Origin of the sequence: Arthrobacter sp. zg-Y20, from assembly GCF_030142075.1 — a bacterium.
Classification (GTDB): domain Bacteria; phylum Actinomycetota; class Actinomycetes; order Actinomycetales; family Micrococcaceae; genus Arthrobacter_B.
The window spans coordinates 1,449,804-1,469,043 of record NZ_CP126241.1 but is presented as its reverse complement, the minus strand read 5'-3'; the positions used below and the strand labels follow the sequence as shown (position 1 = coordinate 1,469,043).

Annotated in this window: 17 protein-coding genes; 6 read left to right on the top strand and 11 right to left on the bottom strand. The window is 66.0% G+C overall.

Annotation, left to right across the window (positions count from 1 at the left end):
* Window positions 1–6 precede the first annotated feature (6 nt).
* The 7 genes from QNO06_RS07055 to dinB all read right to left on the bottom strand — a co-directional run bounded on the left by QNO06_RS07055 (window position 7) and on the right by dinB (window position 7,905).
* Complete coding sequence (locus QNO06_RS07055) at window positions 7–1,572, bottom strand: UDP-N-acetylmuramoyl-L-alanyl-D-glutamate--2,6-diaminopimelate ligase (protein ID WP_227910860.1); 1,566 nt, start codon at window positions 1,570–1,572, stop codon at window positions 7–9.
* Window positions 1,573–1,654: 82 nt separating this feature from the next.
* A complete protein-coding gene (locus QNO06_RS07050) occupies window positions 1,655–3,436 on the bottom strand; it encodes a peptidoglycan D,D-transpeptidase FtsI family protein (RefSeq protein ID WP_227910839.1) in 1,782 nt (593 codons plus the stop codon).
* Between the two features lie 45 nt (window positions 3,437–3,481).
* Window positions 3,482–4,186: a cell division protein FtsL gene (gene ftsL / locus QNO06_RS07045; RefSeq protein WP_227910838.1), complete on the bottom strand. Its 705-nt coding sequence runs from the start codon at window positions 4,184–4,186 to the stop codon at window positions 3,482–3,484.
* The gene (rsmH, locus tag QNO06_RS07040) at window positions 4,186–5,184 is read right to left on the bottom strand and encodes a 16S rRNA (cytosine(1402)-N(4))-methyltransferase RsmH (protein WP_227910837.1); all 999 of its coding nucleotides are present in this window, start codon (window positions 5,182–5,184) and stop codon (window positions 4,186–4,188) included. Before rsmH ends, ftsL begins: the two co-directional genes overlap by 1 nt.
* 194 nt (window positions 5,185–5,378) lie before the next feature.
* Complete coding sequence (gene mraZ / locus QNO06_RS07035; RefSeq protein ID WP_227910836.1) at window positions 5,379–5,810, bottom strand: division/cell wall cluster transcriptional repressor MraZ; 432 nt, start codon at window positions 5,808–5,810, stop codon at window positions 5,379–5,381.
* A gap of 310 nt (window positions 5,811–6,120) precedes the next feature.
* A complete protein-coding gene (locus QNO06_RS07030) occupies window positions 6,121–6,495 on the bottom strand; it encodes an SCO2097 family morphological protein (RefSeq protein WP_227910835.1) in 375 nt (124 codons plus the stop codon).
* Window positions 6,496–6,678: 183 nt separating this feature from the next.
* Complete coding sequence (gene dinB, locus QNO06_RS07025; protein ID WP_284014595.1) at window positions 6,679–7,905, bottom strand: DNA polymerase IV; 1,227 nt, start codon at window positions 7,903–7,905, stop codon at window positions 6,679–6,681.
* Between the two features lie 105 nt (window positions 7,906–8,010).
* Between dinB and QNO06_RS07020 the strand changes: the two genes are divergently transcribed.
* Both QNO06_RS07020 and QNO06_RS07015 read left to right on the top strand, forming a co-directional pair.
* The gene (locus tag QNO06_RS07020; RefSeq protein ID WP_227910834.1) at window positions 8,011–8,499 is read left to right on the top strand and encodes a hypothetical protein; all 489 of its coding nucleotides are present in this window, start codon (window positions 8,011–8,013) and stop codon (window positions 8,497–8,499) included.
* Window positions 8,500–8,643: 144 nt separating this feature from the next.
* On the top strand, window positions 8,644–9,687 hold the full coding sequence (locus QNO06_RS07015) for a polyprenyl synthetase family protein (RefSeq protein ID WP_227910858.1): 1,044 nt from the start codon (window positions 8,644–8,646) through the stop codon (window positions 9,685–9,687).
* Between the two features lie 161 nt (window positions 9,688–9,848).
* Here QNO06_RS07015 and QNO06_RS07010 read toward each other — a convergent pair whose 3' ends face one another.
* On the bottom strand, window positions 9,849–10,202 hold the full coding sequence (locus tag QNO06_RS07010) for an Rv2175c family DNA-binding protein (protein ID WP_227910833.1): 354 nt from the start codon (window positions 10,200–10,202) through the stop codon (window positions 9,849–9,851).
* A gap of 306 nt (window positions 10,203–10,508) precedes the next feature.
* Between QNO06_RS07010 and QNO06_RS07005 the strand changes: the two genes are divergently transcribed.
* Entirely contained in the window at window positions 10,509–11,822 is a 1,314-nt protein-coding gene (locus tag QNO06_RS07005; RefSeq protein WP_227910832.1) for a lytic transglycosylase domain-containing protein, read from the top strand.
* Window positions 11,823–11,908: 86 nt separating this feature from the next.
* Window positions 11,909–14,074 carry a Stk1 family PASTA domain-containing Ser/Thr kinase gene (locus QNO06_RS07000; protein ID WP_227910831.1) on the top strand — a complete coding sequence of 722 codons (2,166 nt, stop codon included), beginning with the start codon at window positions 11,909–11,911 and terminating at the stop codon, window positions 14,072–14,074.
* Between the two features lie 55 nt (window positions 14,075–14,129).
* Here the strand turns inward: QNO06_RS07000 and QNO06_RS06995 are convergent, their stop codons facing one another.
* Together QNO06_RS06995 and QNO06_RS06990 are read right to left on the bottom strand one after the other, a co-directional pair.
* Window positions 14,130–15,533: a class II 3-deoxy-7-phosphoheptulonate synthase gene (locus QNO06_RS06995; protein ID WP_227910830.1), complete on the bottom strand. Its 1,404-nt coding sequence runs from the start codon at window positions 15,531–15,533 to the stop codon at window positions 14,130–14,132.
* A 92-nt stretch (window positions 15,534–15,625) separates the two neighbouring features.
* The gene (locus tag QNO06_RS06990; protein ID WP_227910829.1) at window positions 15,626–16,555 is read right to left on the bottom strand and encodes a lysophospholipid acyltransferase family protein; all 930 of its coding nucleotides are present in this window, start codon (window positions 16,553–16,555) and stop codon (window positions 15,626–15,628) included.
* A gap of 167 nt (window positions 16,556–16,722) precedes the next feature.
* Here QNO06_RS06990 and QNO06_RS06985 point away from each other — a divergent pair, with 167 nt between their 5' ends.
* Window positions 16,723–17,487, top strand: a complete 765-nt coding sequence (locus QNO06_RS06985; RefSeq protein ID WP_227910828.1) for an alpha/beta hydrolase — start codon at window positions 16,723–16,725, stop codon at window positions 17,485–17,487.
* Entirely contained in the window at window positions 17,484–17,993 is a 510-nt protein-coding gene (locus QNO06_RS06980) for a hypothetical protein (RefSeq protein ID WP_227910827.1), read from the top strand. The genes QNO06_RS06985 and QNO06_RS06980 overlap by 4 nt, the downstream gene beginning before the upstream one ends.
* Window positions 17,994–18,069: 76 nt before the next feature.
* Here the strand turns inward: QNO06_RS06980 and QNO06_RS06975 are convergent, their stop codons facing one another.
* Window positions 18,070–19,143: an ROK family glucokinase gene (locus QNO06_RS06975; protein WP_442860123.1), complete on the bottom strand. Its 1,074-nt coding sequence runs from the start codon at window positions 19,141–19,143 to the stop codon at window positions 18,070–18,072.
* Window positions 19,144–19,240 lie beyond the last annotated feature (97 nt).

The window sequence follows — 19,240 nt, the reverse complement described above, 5'->3', positions numbered from 1 at the left end:
AACGATTTAGGACTCTACCCCGTCGCTGGAAAGGGCAGTGAATCCGTATCTTGTCAAAGCCCGGCGCAGCTCCACCCTGTCATCCAGGGCGAGGTTCTCCCCCATGACTTCCTGCCAGACCTCGTGGCCCCGGCCCGCCACCAGGACAGTGTCCTGCGGCCGGGCAAGTTCCACGGCGCGGTCAATGGCTGCAGCACGGGGCGCCACTTCCTCAATGACACAGGTGAGCCCCTCCCGGGACTGCGCTGCAGATGCACCGCGGAGCACGTCGGCGCGGATCGCCGCCGCGTCCTCACCGTGCGGGTCGTCATCGGTGACGACGACGACGTCGGCCAGCCGCGCTGCGATGGCCCCCATCAGCGGGCGCTTGGTCTGGTCGCGTTCGCCGGTGGCACCGAAGACGATGATCACCCTGCTGTCTTCGTCAGGGCGCCGCACGGCCTCCAGGGTGCGGGTCAGCGCATCGGGGTTGTGCGCAAAATCAACAATGGCGGCCGGCTCTTCGCCGATCAGCTGCATCCGTCCCGGCACCTCAACGGTGAACGGGTCATGGGTATCGAGGGCCCTCTGTACGGCGTCCGCGGGGACACCGGAGGCCAGGACCATAACGGTGGCCAGGGCTGCGTTGGATACGTTGAACCCGCCGGGCAGGGCGGTAGACACGCGCAGCTGTACGTTGTCCGGGCCGCTCAGCACGAAGGAGTGCCCGAGGCCGCGGGGAGCCACTTTGGCCACGTTCCAGTCCGCACCGGCACCTGCACCGTCCGTGGACAGGGTCAGGACCGGCACCCCGGCCCGTTCGGCCATCCTGGTGCCCCATTCGCCGTCGACGGTCACCACGGCGCGGCGGGCACGGTCGGGCTGGAACAGCGCGGCCTTGGCGGCGAAGTATTCCTCCATGGATCCGTGCAGGTCCAGGTGGTCCTGGGTGAGGTTGGTGAACCCGGCTACGTCAAAACGGATCCCGTCCACCCGCCGGTAGCTGATGGCGTGCGAAGAGACCTCCATGGTGGCCGCGTCCAGGCCCCGCTCGCGCATGAGCGCCAGCAGCCCGTGGACCTGGGGCGATTCAGGGGTGGTCAGCACACTGGGAATCGATTCCCCGCCGGCCAGGATCTCGATGGTGCCGATGAGCCCGGTGGTCCGCCCGAGTGCCTGCTGCAGGGAGTTCACGAAGTAGGAGGTGGTGGTTTTGCCGTTGGTGCCGGTGACGCCGAGCAGCACCGGGCGCTGCCCGTCGGCGGGCATGCTGTTGAACACGGCAGCGGCGAGCGGGCCCACCAGGCGGCGGACGTCGCCTGCGAGGAACACCGGGATGCCGAGTCCTTCGAGGTGTTCCAGCCCGGCCTCGTCGGTCAGAACTGCGGCGGCGCCGGCCTTTTCGGCAGCGGCAGCGAAACGGGCACCGTGGTGGCGCGCCCCGGCAACACCCACATACAGGTCGCCCGGCAGCACCTCGCGGGAGTTGATGGTGAGACCGGTCAGTTCAGTGCCCCAGGCGGTGTTCCCGGTTCCTGCTGCGGGCGCCACCGCGCGCAGGGCCGCCGGCAGCCGGTCTACCGCAGCACGCATGGTGACGGGTTCCACGGCGGCAGGACGGAACCCGGAACCGGGCTGCTGATCTTCACTTGTTGGCACTTCGTTGCTCCAGGAATTAGTACTCAATGGGGTAGGTCTCCGGCTCGCCCTTGGACGGCGGCACGTTGTTGCTGACCAGGGCTTGTTCCATGACCTTTTGGAAGGACTGGCCGGGAACGATGTAGTAGAGGTCGCCCTGGGGCCGCTGGAGGGTCACCACAACCACGTACTTGGGGTCGTCCATGGGTGCAATACCAGCATAGGAGAGTGTGGAACCGTCGTAACCGCCGTTGGCGCCGGGAGCCTCCGCGGTACCGGTCTTGGAACCCACGCGGTACTGCTTCAGCGCGCCGGTGGCGCCGGAACCATCCGTGGTGACCGTCTCCAGCATGTGCTGTACCTGCGTGGCTGTCTCTTTGGACACCACCCGGGTTCCCTTGTCCTTCTCCACCGGATGCTCCGTGCCGTCCTCGTCGATCACTGAGTCAATGATGCTCGGCTTCAGCCGGACGCCGTCGTTGGCGATGGTCTGGTAGACGCTGGCGGTGTGCAGCGCGGTCTGGGTCAGGCCCTGGCCGAAGAGCACGGTGTACTGCTGCCGGTTGTCCCAGTCCTCCGGGTCGGCCAGCAGGCCTGCGGTCTCTCCGTTCAGGCCCACGTTCAGGGGCTGGCCGACTCCGAACTTCGTCAGCCAGTCGTACCGTTCCTGGGGAGTCAACTGCTGGCCGATCTTCACGGTCCCGGTGTTCAGCGACTTGGCCAGAATTCCCGAGGCCGTCATGTGGAGCACTCCGTGGGGCGAGGCGTCCTTGAACGTCTGGCCGTCGACGGTGTAGGTGGGCTCAAGTTCGAACTGCGACTGCGGGGTGATGATCCCCTCTTCGATGCCGGCGGCCATGGTGATCACCTTGGTGGTGGAACCGGGTTCGAAGGAGTCCGTGACGGAGCGTGCCTTGCGCGATTCCGCCGGTGTTGCGCCGGGATCGTTCGGGTCGGCAGTGGTGGATTCGGCCAGTGCAACAACCCTGCCCGTCTCCACCTCCATGGCGACGATGTTGCCCCACTCGGCGTGGTATTCCTCCACCTGCGCGGCAATGGTCTGCTGGGCGAACCACTGCAGGTCCTGGTCGATGCTGAGCTTGATGGACTGCCCGTCCCGGACCGGTTCGTCAGTGTTGGTGGCGTACGGGATGCGGATGCCGTCACCGCCGATTTCGTACGTCTTGCTGCCGGCAGCACCGGCCAGGATGCCGTCCTGGGTAAGCTCCAGGCCTTCCTGGGCACCTTCCGTGCCGAGGAAACCGACAATGGAACCGCCCACCGCTCCGGAGGGGTAGGTCCTCAATGTGGTGCGGTCCGCGTAGATCCCCGGGAACTTGACGGCCAGGACCTTCTCCTTGATTTCAGGGGTCACGGTCTTGGCGACGAAGTTGAAGCCCTTCTCCCCCAGCACAGCAGAACGCAGGGTCTCCGGGTCTTGGCCCAGTACGGCCGAAAGTTCCGTGAAGGCCTGGTCGAAGGTGACTTCCTGCAGGGTGCCTTCGGCGTCGCGGCGCTTGTACTTCTCCTCGATGTCCTGGGAGAGGCGCTGGTCCACGACTATGTCGAAGCGCTCCACACTGCGGGCCAGGTAGTTGCCCTTGGCATCCAGGATGCTGCCGCGCAGGGCCGGGACAGGGACGGTCACCAGCCGCTTGTCGACGGCGGCCTGCGCCATGCCGTCCGGGTCCACCGCCTGGACCCAGAACAGGCGGAGCCCCAGCAGTGCCAGCAGTGCCAGTGCCAGGACCAGCCCGACACGCAGCCGCTTGGCTACGATGGCCACCCTGTGGTTGTCCGGGCCGGAAGTTTGTGCCACAACGTGTCCTTGTTTATGCCTAAATTCGATGCCTGCCGGCCTGGATCAGTTTCCGCTTCTCTGGCCCGGAACCGGAATGGTTCCACCGTTCAGCTCAGCTTCCGGTACCGTCTCGGGCGCTTGGGGTACAACCGTGGGCGCGGCGGGAGCCGTGTCCTGTTCCCGGGGAGCGGTTTCCTCCTGCTCCTCGGTCGCCCTCACAGTATCCCGGGATTCCTCCGGAACCACGGAAGGCGCGGGTGCCACCGGTTGTGTCAGGACACTGGGAGCACCGATCAGTGCCTTGGCCGGGTCTGCTTCCTTGGCGGCTTCGGGGCTGCCCGTAACGCCCAAGGTCATCAGGTCGATGGTGCCGAAGGTGGGTGAAGACACCATGCCCAGCTCCCCTGCGGCCGCTGCCAGGACCTGGGGCGCCTGGTGGTTTTCGATTTCCTGTGTCAGGGCCTCGTTGCGCTGGGCGAGTTCCGCCTGCTGGCTCTGCAGCTGTACAAGCTCGTACTGGCCGCTGGAAACGGAGATGTTCAGGAGCAGCACGGACGCCAGTCCCAACACCAGGGCCGCGAAGCATACGACAGCGAACGGAGTGCGCTTCCTGCGGGCGGCCGCGGGGACCAGCGACAGCGGAGTGCGCCGCTTGGGCGCGGGAGCGGCTGTGGCTGTGTCCCAGTCGAGGGCACGGGCGGTGTTGCCCACAACCGACTGCGCTGCGCGGCCGGAGCCGATTCGGGCCGATGGCCGACGTTCACTCATTATTTCCTGGCCCCATCCATGGGTTTGCGGATTCGTTCTACTGCCCGGAGCTTGGCCGATGCCGCGCGGGGGTTCTCTGCTATTTCTTCGTCGGTGGGCACTTCGGTGCCCTTCGTCAGCCGTGTGAGCTGGGCCTTGTGCTGCTCAAGCTCAACGGGGAAACCCTTGGGGGCGGAAGACCGGGCTCCCGCGGCGAAGACACCCTTGACGATCTTGTCTTCAAGCGAGTGGTAGGAGAGCACCACAACCCGGCCGCCCAGGTTCAGCACCGACAGTGATGCCGGGATGGCGCGCTCCAGCACGTCCAGTTCCTCATTCACTTCGATCCGCAGGGCCTGGAAGGTGCGCTTGGCGGGGTGTCCGCCGGTGCGGGCCGCAGCAGCGGGAACCACCTTGCGGATGGTTTCCACCAGCTCGCCGGTGGTGGAGAAGGGCTGGACGGCGCGGGCCGCAACGATGGCCGATGCAATGCGGCCGGCGAACTTCTCCTCGCCCCACTTGCGGATGAGGGTGACCAGTTCGGTTTCGCTGTAGGTGTTGACGACGTCGGCGGCGGTCTGTCCGCGGGTGGTATCCATCCGCATGTCCAGCGGCGCGTCGTATGAATACGCGAAGCCGCGGTCCCTCTCGTCCAGCTGGAGGGAGGAGACCCCGAGGTCGAAGAGTGCGCCGTCGATGCCGTCGAAGCCCAGGTCTGTGACGACGTCGGCAATCTCGTCATACACGGCGTGAACCAGGTCGATCCGGTCGTTGAAGGGTTCGAGCCGCTTTCCGGCCAGCGCCAGGGCCTGCTGGTCACGGTCAATGCCGATCAGGTGCAGTTCCGGGAACCGCTGCAGCATGGCTTCGCTGTGTCCGCCCATTCCCAGGGTTGCATCCACGACGACGGCGCGGCCGCGTTCTGCGACTGCGCGTTCAATCGAGGGAGCCAGGAGATTGATGCAGCGGTCGCGCAGCACCGGAACATGCCGTTCCTCGGTGGGGCGCTCTTCGCTCATCTGAGGCTTCCTTCCGTACGTAGTGAGTGGTACCGGCAACAGCTGCTGGTTCTTGGATCAGGCCCCCATCCGCGCCTCACCGCTGCCGGCCGCCTGGCTCCGGGGAAGGGAAGCCAGGATGGCTCGCGGTGGGGCGGCTGGAGATCTCATACAAGAAACAACTGCCTGCGGGATTGTCTTTGCGGGTGGTGCACCTAGAAGATGCCGGGAATCGCGTCCTCGTCCGTTTCCGAGAAAGCGGTCTCCTGCTCTTCCAGGTACTTCTGCCAGGCAGCCGCATCCCAGATCTCGGCCCGCGTTCCTGCGCCGATTACGGCGAGTTCGCGTCCGAGGCCTGCATACGACCTCAGGGCCGGCGGGATGGTGACCCGGCCCTGCTTGTCTGGTACTTCGTCAGAGGCTCCGGACAAAAAGACCCGAATGTAGTCGCGCGCCTGGCGGGAGGAAAGTGGAGCTTCCCGCATCTGGTCGTGGACCCGTTCGAATTCCTTCTGGCTGAAGACGTAGATGCAGCGCTCCTGACCCCTGGTCAGGACGAGGCCGTCAGCCAGTTCCTCGCGGAACTTGGCCGGCAGGATCAGCCTCCCCTTCTCGTCCAAACGCGGTGAATGTGTTCCCAGGAACATCACTCACCACCCTGTCCGATTAGGGGAAAACCCCTCGAGTACCGCCCCTACCCTCTTATGTCCCCCACTTTACTCCACTTCCCTCCACAGTCAACGATGCGGGGCATCTGATTCCGGGCGCGCCGTATTCCAAATTCCGCGAATTCCCGCGGGATGCAGGCGGTGGTGCAAAGTGGAGGGACTGGACCGCCCGCCTGGCCCGCAGGGGACACAAAAAAGGACCCGCCTAAGCGGATCCTTTATGCCAAGCCCGTGCCTGGGGTGGTTTCAGGTGGACACTGCCGGGACCGGGAGCGGGCACCGGGGAAGGTTAGGGTTGGTCACGCTTGCGTTCGTCCCATTTGTTTTCCAGATTGTTCATGAATCCGCGCTGGGCACTTGATTCGCGTTCCTTGCGGCCGTCCGCAGGTTTGGGCGCATTCTTGCGGCCGCGCGTGGTGGCGTAGTAGACCCCCGCACCCATAACCAGGAACCCAAGGACGCCGACCACTATGCCGGCTTCGGTGATGCCAAGGAGCAGTATCGCCAACCCCACCACGGCCATGAGTGACCCGAGGACAATGCGCCTGGTGGAAATGCCGCGGCCGGCGGACGTTGCCATCGAGTTCGCGAATTTCGGATCTTCGGCGTGTAGTTGCTGCTCCAGTTGATCCAGCAAGCGCTGCTCGTGTTCCGAGAGTGCCATTGCTGCCTCCTTGCCGTCCGGTTTGTGCCCCTGTAAACCAACCAACGAACCCGTTACGCCGAATGTTCCCGCGCAGGCCGCTGCTGCTTTGCACTTAGTCCAAGGATAGGTGTCAACGGGTCCGCATGAAAGCGGCCCGTGTACGTATTCCGGCGGGTAGGCCGCCGGAGCCGTTCCGGTGCCTCATTCCGTGCTCTCCGGCGGTGTCTTGCGGGCTGAGGGTGCGATCAACCGGGCCGGCACCACACCGAGTTCGCCAAAGCGCCGGTTGATCCGGTCCAGGGCATCCTCCGCCGAACGCCAACTGTCTTCCCGCCCGTCCAAGGTGAGCTGCATGGCGGCACCCTGCGCCGGCTCCAGCTGTTCCGCCCGCAGGCCAATGAGGCGCACGCTTTGGGGCCTCCGCCCCAGGGCCGTTAGCAGGCCCTTGGCCGCCTCGTAGATCATCTGGGCACTGTCCAAAGGTTCGGTGAGGGTGCGGGTGCGGGTTAATGTCGTGAAGTCGGTGTAGCGCAGTTTGAGGGAAACCGCCCTGCACTGCAGGCCTGCGGCGCGCAGGCGCACAGCGCTTTTGTGTGCCAGGCGCAGCAGTTCGGTATGCAGCACGTCATCGTCGCTGACATCGGCCGCGAAGGTTTCTTCGGCCCCGATGCTCTTTTCCCGGCGTACCGGTGTCACTGCGCGCGCGTCCCGCCCCCAGGACAGTTCGAACACATGCTCCCCCGTGGCACCGAGCAGCCGCCGGAGTACGCTCGGCGGAGTATTGGCGACGTCGGCGACGGTGGCTATGCCCACCCGGGCCAGCACCTCGCGGGTCTTGGCGCCCACCCCCCACAGTGCGGATACCTCCAGGGTGTGGAGGAAGTCCACTGTTCGGTCCTTGGGCACCAGCAGCAGTCCGTTGGGCTTGCAGCGGGTGGAGGCGATCTTGGCCACGAACTTGGTTGCGGCAATGCCTACGCTGGCGGTCATCCCCAGCTCTGCCGCCACCCTTTTACGGATCAGTTCGCCTATGGCGCGTGGCGGGCCGAGCCTGCGCATGGAACCGGAGATATCCAGGAAGGCCTCGTCCACGCTGAGCGGCTCCACCAGGGGCGTGATGGATTCGAAGATTGCCATCAGCTGCTTGGAATAGGACCGGTAGACCTCTTGGTGCGGTTCAAGCACCACCGCCTGCGGACACTGGCGCCTGGCCACCGCCATAGGCATGGCTGAGTGCACGCCGTAGCGGCGGGCCTCATAGGAAGCCGACAGCACAACGGACCGGCCCCCCAATCCTCCAACAATCACCGGCTTGCCCACCAGGTCCGGGTGCTGCAGCAGTTCGACGGAGACATAGAAGGCGTCCATGTCCACGTGCATGATGGTGCAGTCGCGGTTGCCGCTGCCGTTCTCGGGGCCATTGCTCACCAACTCATCGTAGCCACCGCCACCCCCATAACTCCTTTCCTGCCCGGGCGGTCCGGTCGCCTAGACTTGGGTGCAGGACCCTGACCCCCACCGATGCGGAAACCGATGAACAAGTCCCTCCCTGCACTGACCATCGCGGCCCTGGCCCTGGCTGTGTCCGGTTGCACCGCCGGAGACGGCGCTGCTGCGGACCCTGAATCCAGCTCCTCCACGGCCGCCGCTCCTGCTCCCTCAGCTTCTCCCACGAAGACGCCGGTGGCGCTGGCGGACGGTTTCCCGACCGACCGGATCCCGGTTATGGATGGAGCCGAGATCCTCTCCAGCACCGTGGACCGCTCGGGGAAAACGATTACCTCCGTACTGGTCGCCTCCACTGCTGTGCCGGCGGCCGAGGTCATCGCTTACTACGAAGCAGCCCTGACGGCCCAGGGGTTCGCTGCCTCACCCGCAGAACCGGGCACTCCCACGTCCCGGGACTTCCTGCGGATAGGTGCAGGGGAACCGGAAACCGTTAATATCACGGTCACTGCCAAGGACGCAGATTCCTCCACCGTCACCGTAGGCTCCACTCTCCTCGTCGAAGCGGAGGGCTAGCCCGTGGCTCCCGGCACTGCTCCGGAACCGGGTTCCCCCGCCGCGGCAACCGGATCAGGTCCCGCTTCGGCCAGCGGGGTCCACGGTTCCCCCGCCCCGCTCCCGGCAGAAGCGGCCGAACATGAGCAGGCCGGGTACAGGGCCCTGCTGGGCGCGGAACTGGAAGACTTCCTGGCTGTCCAGCATTCGGTCCTCGCGGAAGTGTCCGCAGAAGCCCTCCCGCTGCTGGACGCGGTCCGAAACCTCGCCCGCGGCGGAAAACGGCTCCGTGCCCTGCTGGCCTATTGGGGCTGGCGTGGAGCGGGCGGCGCCGCCCTGGCGCCCGATGCGGTCCGGGCCGGGGTAGCCCTGGAACTGTTCCAGAGCGCAGCACTGATCCATGACGACATCATTGACCGCTCGGACACGCGGCGAGGCGGACCCAGCGTCCACCGGACCTTCTCCATCGCGCACGCAGATTCCAACTGGCATCTGGACGGATCCCACTTCGGTGCCTCGGCCGGCATCCTTGCCGGCGACCTGTGCCTTTCCCTCAGCGAGGAGATGTTCACCGCCGTCGGGCAGCGCGCTGCACACGGCACGACGGCCCGGAGGATCTTCAACCGGATGCGCACGGAGGTGATGGCCGGCCAGTACCTGGACATCCTTGAAGAGGTTGTCGGCCCGAGCCACGAACCTGAGCACGCGGTTGTCCGGGCCCGGAATATCCTGCGCTACAAGGCAGCCAAATACACCACGGAACATCCCCTGACCCTGGGCGGCGCGCTTGCCGGAGCGGAACCTGACCTGTTGTCCGGCTATTCGCGTTTTGCCCTGCCGCTGGGCGAGGCCTTCCAACTGCGTGACGATGTGCTGGGGGTCTTCGGGGATCCGCAGACCACGGGCAAGCCTGCCGGTGACGATTTGCGGGAGGGTAAGCGTACGGTCCTGATTGCCTATGCACTCGCCGGCGGTGAGCACGCGCGCAGGGAGATCACTGCCAGGCTCGGGGATCCGGAGCTGGACGACGACGGCGTTGCCGTCCTGCGCGGAATCATCCAGGAGACGGGTGCACTGGCTGCCACCGAAGAGCTCATCTCCCGGCACACGGAAACTGCCTTCTCCGCCCTCGGGGATCTGTCCCTGGACGAAGTGTCACGGGCGGCGCTGGATGCATTGGCGCATGCAGCCGTCCGGCGCAGCGCCTAGCCGACAACCAGGCAGCACAGCCAACACAGGCAAGGGAGCATCCCAAGACACAAAGCCGCCCCGTCAGCGACGGGGCGGCTTTGTGTTGTCCAGCTGTGTTGTCCAGATTTTGTCCAGCTATTTTCCTGCGGTTACCGGCGGTTACCGGCGGAAGCGGACCACTACCAGGCCAGGGCCTGCGCCCGTCGCCGGATTTCAGTCTTGCGTCCTTCCCGGAGCGCGTCGACGGGACGTCCCGGCAGGGTGTCATCAGCGGTGAACAGCCAGCGGATCATTTCGTCATCATGGAAGCCCGCATCGTTCAGCACCGAGATAGTGCCCTTGAGGCTGTCCAGCACGGCGCCGTCAGCGATAAAGGCAGCCGGGACACTGCGGATCTTCCGTTCCCCCAGGCGGACGGCCACGAGGGCGCGCTCCTCCAGCAGGCTGTGCACCTTGTTAATGGGGAGGTCGAGTTGTTCAGCCACGTCGGGCAGGGTCAGCCAGTCGGAAACCAGTTCCTGAAGTTCATTCACCCTTCAAGGGTGCCACGACCCGGGCACCCCGGGCCACTCGGGCTTTAGTGGCCTAACTGAAACACAAATGGGACTACTCAGGTATTGTGCGGCACCGCCCTTGGTGTAAATTCACAGGAGTACCAGAAGTCACATCAGTAACAAATGCAACAGTAGTAACAGAAATAACAGCTTTCGAGCCCTATCACTTGTTTTTAGTCCCAAGGATTGCGGTAAAGGCCGCGGCCATCACAGATGAGGAAACAGCACCATATGAACGCATCGTCAACAACGGGAACGCAAAGCGCACGTCCCGCTGGTACCGGAATGCCGCGCAAACTGAGTGTCGCGGTGACAACGGCCGCCATTCCGGCAGTGATGATGTCCGCCCTGGCCCTTGCCGAGCCGGCCGCTGCTGCGCCCACCGCCCCGCAGAACACGCTGTTCCCCCAGATGCCGCTCCAGGCCATTAAGAACCTGAACACCGGTGCATCAACCGGAGTTGCCGCCTCACAGCTGGCCACCCAGGTTCCGGCTACCCTGCCGGCCGAGTCCTCCGTCCCCGCCACGCACCGCATTGTCCGCGGCGACACCGTGACCTCCATCGCTGCCCAGTACGGTCTCTCCGTGACCGAACTCCTGCGCGTGAACAACCTGCAGTCCACGTCCCTCATCTTTGCGGGCGAGGAACTCCGGCTGACCGGTGCTGCTGCCCCCGCCGCCCCCGCTTCCCCCGAAGCTCCGGCTGCCTCCGCCGGCACCTACACCGTGGTCTCCGGGGATACGCTCAGCGGCATTGCAGCCCGCCACGGCGTCAGCCTCTCCAGTGTCCTCTCTGCCAACGGACTGACCCTCACCTCGGTGATCTACCCCGGCCAGTCCATCCGCGTTGACGGATCCGCACCGGCTGCCCCGTCCGCCACGCCGGCCGACGTCGCCGTCGCGCCCGCTGACGCGGGAGCGTCCACCTACACCGTGGTCTCCGGCGACACGCTGAGCGGCATCGCCGCCCGGCACGGAGTCAGCCTGACCACGGTCCTGGCAGCCAACGGCCTCACCACGACGTCGGTGATCCACCCGGGCCAGAAGATCGCCGTCAGCGGCAGCACCATCAGCATCGCGTCCTCCGCCCCGGTTACCGCGGCACCCACGGACCTGGTGCCCAGCACCTTCCTGCACTACACCTACCCGGAACACACTGTTGCCGGCGCCAACCTGAACAAGCAGACGCTGAACTCCCTGCCGGTTCCCAGCCGCGCCCAGATGCAGCAGATTGTTGCCGATACCGCAGCCCAGATGGGCGTCGACCCGGCCCTGGCGCAGGCCTTCGCCCTGCAGGAGTCCGGCTTCGACCAGCGGGCGGTATCCCCCGCCAACGCCATCGGCACCATGCAGGTCATCCCGTCCTCGGGAGAATGGGCTTCCCAGCTGGTGGGACGCCAGCTGAACCTGCTGGACCCCTATGACAACGCCACGGCGGGCGTGGCCATCATCAGCGCGCTGGTCCGCAGCAGTGACAGCCTGGAGACCGCCATCGCGTCCTACTACCAGGGCCAGTACTCGGTGAACACCTACGGCATGTTCGCCGACACGCAGGGGTACGTGAACTCCGTGCTCGCACACAGGTCCTCCTTCCTGTAGGCAAAACACAAGGCCTGAAGCGCAGCGAAGGGTCCGGATCGGGTGTCGATCCGGGCCCTTTCGCCTACCCCCATTAGGATCGAAGAGTGCAAGAGCCACTGAAAGACTCCCTCGTTGAGACGCTGGTAGACGAGCGCTACTACGTCCGGTCCCTGATTGCGCGCGGAGGCATGTCCTCCGTCTACCTCGCCACCGACCGCCGGCTGGACCGCGACGTCGCGCTGAAAGTGCTGTATCCGCACCTCGCCGCAGACCGTGGATTCCTGCGGCGTTTCGAAAGCGAAGCCAAGTCCGCCGCCCGGCTGTCCCACCCCCACGTTGTGGGCGTACTGGACCAGGGCATTACCGAGGACCTCGCCTACCTGGTCATGGAGTACGTGCCGGGACGCACCCTTCGCGGATTGCTCGATGAGCGGGGTTCCCTGTCCCCGCGGCTGGCCCTGGCACTGATGGACTCCGTAGTTGAGGGACTCGCGGCTGCGCACGACGCCGGCCTGGTCCACCGCGACGTCAAGCCGGAGAACGTCCTCCTGGCGGAGAACGGCCGGATCAAGATTGCCGACTTCGGCCTTGCCCGGGCCGTCTCCACCAGCACCAATACCGGAACCCTGGTGGGAACCGTTGCCTACCTGGCACCAGAACTCGTGACGGGGGCCGTAGCGGACGAACGCAGCGATGTGTACTCGGCCGGCATCATGCTGTACGAGATGCTGACCGGGCGCCAGCCGTACACGGGCGAGGTACCCATCCAGGTGGCTTTCGCACATGTCCATTCCACCGTTCCGGCACCCTCCATCCTCTGCCCGGGACTTGCCGAGGATCTCGACGAACTTGTCCGTTGGTGCACGGCCCGGGACCCGGAAGACCGTCCGGTCAACGGCCGGGCGCTGCTGGGGGAACTGCGGCATATCCGTACGTCCCTGAGCGATGCGGAACTGGACTTCCACTGCCCGCCCGCCGGTGCCGGCGTTGGCTCCCCCGGCACCGCCACCCAGGCCCTGCCGGCACTCCCGAAGATGCCTCCCGGTGCCACCGAGGTGCTTTCCGCAGCAGGTGCCACCAGCATCATCGACACCTCCGACCTTCGTCCGCCCGCTTCGGGAAGCAACCACACAGAGGTGATCCGCCGAAGCGACAATGACACCACCGTTTTCCCGGCCGGCGGCTTCTCCGGACACGGGCCCGCAGACGAAGACGACGACGAGGACGACGACAGCGCGGACTACGGAGACGATGACGGGTACGACGACGAGGGGCTCAGTGCCCGCGCCAGGCGCCGGTTGGACAAGCGCCACGACCGCGACCGGCTGCGCGAGAGCGACCGGGAAGCCCGACGTCCGCAGGTATCCCTGCGCAGCGGCAAATCCCGGCGCCGCGGCATCCTGCTGGGGGTGCTGATAGCTCTCCTGCTGGCCGGAGCAGCCTTCGCCGGCTGGTTCTTCGGCGCCGGGCCTGGAGCACTCGTTTCCGTGCCCGACGTCAGCAACGTTTCCGTGGAAGAGGCCGGCGCGCAGCTCGGTGATGCCGGACTGTCCTACACCACGAACGAGGTGTACGACGAGGTGGTGGCGGCCGGGCTTGCCGTGGGCACGGATCCGGCCGCAACCCTGGAGGTCCGCCGCTTCCGGCCGGTCACATTGCTTGTATCCAAGGGACCGCAGTTGTTTTCCGTGCCCAACCTCGTACAGCGCAACCTCGGGGCTGCACAGGCAGACCTGTCCGAGTCCAGCCTGGCACTCGGTACGGTCACGGAGGAGTACAGCGAAAACGTGGCGTCCGGCAACATCATCAGCCAGGATCCGCTGCCCGACACGGAGCTCCGCCAGGGCACGCCTGTAAACGTCTCCGTATCCAAGGGCCCGGCCCCGGTTGAGGTCCCCGCCGTGACGGGACAAAGCCGGGACGCCGCGGTGAAGGCCATAGAGGCCGCGGGGCTCACCGCCGCTGTTTCGCCCGAACAGGTCAACAGCAGCACTGTTCCTGCCGGTGCCGTGGTGTCGCTGACACCAGCGTCGGGCCTTCTGGAACGCGGTTCAACGGTGACCCTGACTATTTCCCTCGGCCCCCGGATGGTCGAGGTACCCAACTATGTGGGGCGCCGGGCCGAGGATGCCAAGGCAGATCTGGAAAGCCGCGGATTCAGCGTGCAGGTCGAAAACCTGCTGGGCGGATTGCTCGGCCTGGTCCGTGACCAGGAGCCCGGCGCCGGAACGGCACCGGAAGGTTCCACCATCACCCTGAAGGTGGTTTAGCCGGCTTTCGGTATGCCGGCCGGGGAGGAGCCAATCCTCCCCGGCCGGCGGGGAGTTACTGGCCCCTGCCGGACAGGGCTCCGGCCACCAGGAACGCCATCTCCAGTGACTGCATGTGGTTCAGGCGGGGGTCGCACACCGATTCATAGCCCTCCGCGAAGGCTTCCTGGTCAATCGGATCGGCACCGCCCAGGCACTCCGCGACGTCGTCGCCGGTCATTTCCACGTGCATCCCGCCCGGGAACGTGCCCAGGGAGTCGTGGACTTCAAAGAAGCCGCGGACTTCATCCATCACGTCATCGAAGTTGCGGGTCTTGTACCCGTTGGGAGATGTAACGGTATTCCCGTGCATGGGATCCGTGACCCACAGGACCTGGGCACCGGAGGCAGTGACCTTCTCCACCAGCTGCGGCAGCTTCTCGCGGATGTTGCGCGCGCCCATCCGGGTAATGAAGGTCAGCCGCCCGGGCTCGCGGTTCGGATCGAGCTTGTCGATCAGGGCCAGGGCGTCCTCGGCACTTGTTGAGGGGCCGAGCTTAACGCCAATGGGGTTGCGCACCCGGGACAGGAAGTCCACATGCGCGGCATTCAGGTCGCGGGTCCGCTCCCCGATCCACAGGAAATGCCCTGACGTGTCATAGGGCTGCCCGGTCCGCGAGTCCACCCGGGTCAGTGCACGTTCGTAGTCAAGGAGCAGGGCCTCATGGCTGGCGAAGAACTCGGTCCGCTTCAGGGCTTCGAAATCGGCCCCGCATGCTTCCATAAAGCGCACTGCACGGTCGATTTCCCGGGCAAGTGACTCGTAGCGCGAGTGTGCCGGGTTGGAGGTGAAACCCTTGTTCCAGTGGTGCACCAGCCGAAGGTCCGCGAACCCGCCCTGGGTGAAGGCACGGATGAGGTTCAGCGTGGAGGCAGAGGTGTGGTAGGCCCGGACCATGCGGGCCGGGTCGTGCCTGCGGGACTCAGGCGTGAACTCATAACCGTTGACCATGTCACCGCGGTAGGCCGGCAGCGTCACGCCGTCCCGGGTCTCGTCGTTGGAGGAGCGCGGCTTCGCGAACTGGCCTGCCATGCGGCCCATCTTGATCACCGGCACCGAGGCGCCGTAGGTCAGCACCACGGCCATCTGCAGCAGGGTCCGTACGCGGGCGCTGATCTTATCGGCGGTCGCGGCCTGGAAGGTCTCTGCGCAGTCACCGCCCTGCAGGAGGAAGGCCCTCCCCTGCGCGGCTTCAGCCAGACGGGACCGCAGGACATCCACTTCGCCCGCAAACACCAGCGGCGGAACCATCGACAGTTCATCGATGGCGGCCTTATACCCGGGATCATCCTGCCAGGACGGCTGCTGGCCGATCGGGAGGGAGCGCCAGTTATCCAGTTCGGGGTGGCTGGCCGAAGTTGCTGCCGCACCGGAAAGGGTTGTAGGAGTGGAGTCGCTGTCTACGGGTGTGTACGTCACGGCTTAAATCCTACTGGCTGCCTGCCGGGAACAAACAAGAACGTCATATTCCGCCGGACACAGCGCAACACGGTGCCGCCGTGGGCCCGCCCCTAGGCGGTGTGTGAACGGCGCGCGCGGCCTGTGCCGTCGTCGGGCTCCGGCGCACCGGCGGCGGGCTTCCCCTGCTTCCCCCGGGCAGCATCCCGGGATCCCTTGGCCGAACCGATTACCGTAACGGTTCCGGGCAGCTTGTCCCCGGACTCGGTTGGCAGTTCGGAGCCGCCGGTTGCGGGCCCGGCCCCCTTGCCGGCGGCAAGCCGTACTGCCGCGCCACGGGCTTCCGCCGCCTTTCCGCCCTTGCGGGCGGCCAGCTGTTCCTTGACGGTGCTTGCGTACACGTCGACATATTCCTGGCCGGACAGCCGCATCAGTTCGTACATGATTTCATCGGTCACTGCACGCTGGACAAAACGGTCGTTCTCAAGCCCGGCATAGCGGGAGAAATCCAGCGGCTGTCCCACAATGATGCCGATCCGGCGGATGTTGGGGATCCTGCGTCCGATCGGCTGGACTTTGTCAGTACCGATCATGGCCACCGGAATCACCGGTACCCCGGTGGAGAGCACAAGCTTGGCCACACCGGTCTTGCCGCGGTAGAGGCGGCCGTCGGGGCTGCGGGTTCCCTCGGGGTAAATACCCAACAGGCCGCCGTTCTCCAGAACGTCCACGCCTGCCTTTAGCGAGGATGCGGAGGCGGCACCGCCGGAACGGTCCATCGGCAGCTGGTTGGCAAGCCGGAAGAAAGCAGCCGTGAGTTTACCCTTGAGGCCTTTGCCGTTGAAATAGTCACTTTTCGCCAGGAAACTCACCGGCCGGGGCACGGCCAGCGGAAGGAAAATCGAATCGGAGAACGACAGGTGATTGCTCACCAGGACGGCAGGACCGGATTCGGGGATGTTGTCCATTCCCTTAACCCAGGGCCTGAAGAGAAGATTTACCACCGGCCCGATGAATATCGTCTTCATCACCCAATAGAACACGCGGTTTGATCTCCCGTCCGGACAAGGCAAAGCTAGGGACCTGTTTGGTTCCCCAGACTCTACTGTATGCGCGCCCCAGCCCGCTGGTTAATTTCAGCGAACGGCGCCTACGAATAGTTTGCCCCTTTTGGGGTGGAAAAAGCGCCCTCTAATGCAACCATAGAGATATGACTTCCCTCCCCGGCGCTGCTGCCTTCTCCTATGAGGGGCACGGTCCCAACGCGGGTGTGGGCGTGCTCCTGAGCCACGGATTCACCGGTTCCCCGGTGAGCATGGCGGCATGGGCACGCCATCTCGCCCATCAGGGATACGCCGTGGAGCTGCCGCTGCTGCCGGGCCACGGGACAAGCTGGCAGGAACTTGCCGTGACGCCCTGGCAGCGCTGGTATGAGGAATACGAGGACGCGTACTTCTCCCTCCGTGCCCGGACCCGGTGTGTTGTATCTGCCGGACTGTCCATGGGCGGCGCCCTGGCCCTGCGCCTGGCGGCCCGCCAGCCGGTGGCCGGTGCCGCCGTCGTAAATCCCGGCCTCACCTTCGGCGACCCGCGTGCCCGGTATTCCGGGGTGCTCAAGTATGTACTCAAATCGGTTCCCGCCATCGGCAACGACATCCGGCTGCCGGGCCAGGACGAAGGCGCCTATGCCCGGACCCCGGTGGCAGCCGTTCAGCAGCTCGGCCGTCTCTTCCGGGACACGGCGGCCAGCCTGCCGGCCGTCACCGCCCCCGTACTGGCCTTCCGCTCGCGGACGGATGCGGTGGTCCCGGAATCCAGCATGGACCTGCTGCGCCGGAGGCTGGTGAACGCCGAGCTGGAAGTGGTTCCGCTGGAAAACAGCTACCACGTGGCAACCATGGACCACGATTCGCTGTTGATTTTTGTCCGTTCGCACGAGTTCATCCAACGGGTTAGCACCGGGGTCCGGACATGAGTGAACGCGAACCCGAGCACAACGAGTCCACCGACGAAGAGGTCTGGAAGGATCTGGTGGCCCGCCTGGAACACATGGACGACGCCGGCCCCGCACCGGATACCCGGCCGTCCCCGCCGGCGGAGCCTGCTGCGGAGCCCGGCCCGGAAGCCTCCGGGGCTCCCGCGTCCCCCGGCACGGCATCGCCGGCTGAACGCACCAGAGCCCTTTTCGAGAACCAGGCGCTGGCGGGCGGGCCGCGGGACTACGCTGCTCCCGACGAGCAGGACGGTGCGTTTGTTCCGCCGGAACCGCCGCCGCTGGGCCTCGGCGAACCGACGGTGGTGCTTGCCTGGCTGGGCGCCGTCGGCGGGCCGCTGCTCCTGCTGGTGTTCGCCATGTTCTGGCGCAGCGCTCCGCTGGCCGTCATCCTCGGCACCGTTGCCGTTTTTGTCGGCTCGGCCGGCTACCTGTTGTTCCGCCTGCCGCAGTACCGCGATGAGGGCGACGACGGCGCGGCCGTCTAGGCGCAGCAGTGCGCCCGCCGCTCCCGTGACGGAGCGCGGCGGGCAATGCCGCCGGAATCCGCCCCACCGCCGCGGTTCAGCGGCGCGCGGCTATCCGGGAGAGGTCTGCGGCGCCGATCAGTCCGGCCGCTGGTCCCAGTGCGGCACGCTCCATGCGGGCCGCGGGGCGGAAGCCCCGGCCGGTGAGGTTGCGGGCGAACGAACGCCGTGCAGGTTCCAGCATCAGGTCTCCTGCATCGCTGACGCCGCCGCCGATCACGAACATTCCCGGATCCAGGGCGGCTGCGAGGTTGGCGAGGCCCAGGCCCAGCCACTGCCCCACCTCGTCGAGGAGCTCGATCGACGCCGGATCTCCTTCCAGGGCCAGCCGCGTGACCACAGCCCCGGTCACGTCCCCTATGTTGCCGTCAACGGCCCGCAGGATTTCCTGGGCTACCGGCGAGTTGGCGGCCGCAAGTTCACGGGCTTCCCGGCCAAGGGCATTGCCGGAAGCGTATTGTTCCCAGCAGCCGCGGTTGCCGCATTCGCAGCGGTGGCCGCCGGGCATGATGATCTGGTGTCCGAACTCGCCGGCCACGCCAAAGCGGCCGCGCTCCAGCCGCCCGTCCATCACCATGGCGCCGCCTATCCCGGTGCCCAGGGTGACGCAGACCATCCTGCTCTCCCCCGCCCCCGCACCGAACCGGTACTCGGCCCAGGCCGCGCCGTCGGCGTCGTTGACCAGGAACACGCGGCGCCGCAGAAGCCGTTCCAGGTTTTCGCGGAGCGGCTCATTGCGCCAGGCCAGATGCGGACTGAACAGCACGGTGCTGCCGGCCAGGTCCATCCAACCGGCCGCGCCTATGCCAACGGACCAGACATGATGGTCCGCGGAGAGTTCCTGCACCAAATCCACAATGACCGCTTCGACCTCGCGCGGATCATGCCCGGGAGTCAGGCGGCGGGCCTGCCTGAGGACCCGCCCGTCGCCGTCCACCAGGCCGCCTGCCACCTTTGTGCCGCCGATATCAATGCCGATCGCGAGTCCGCGGCGGCGCATCCGGTTGGGCAGGCGCATGGGCCGGCGGGTACGGAAAGGCCCGGCCGCGTCGGGACGGCGCTGCAACGGGGAGGCGGGACGGGGAACAGGTGCTGGGGTAACGGAACGCATCAGAAACCTATTCTAGGGAAACTGCAAGAGGGGTGGCACGAACGTTATCGATCCGCAAGGTTACCGACGGGTACAGAAGTGTGATCTACGTTATAGG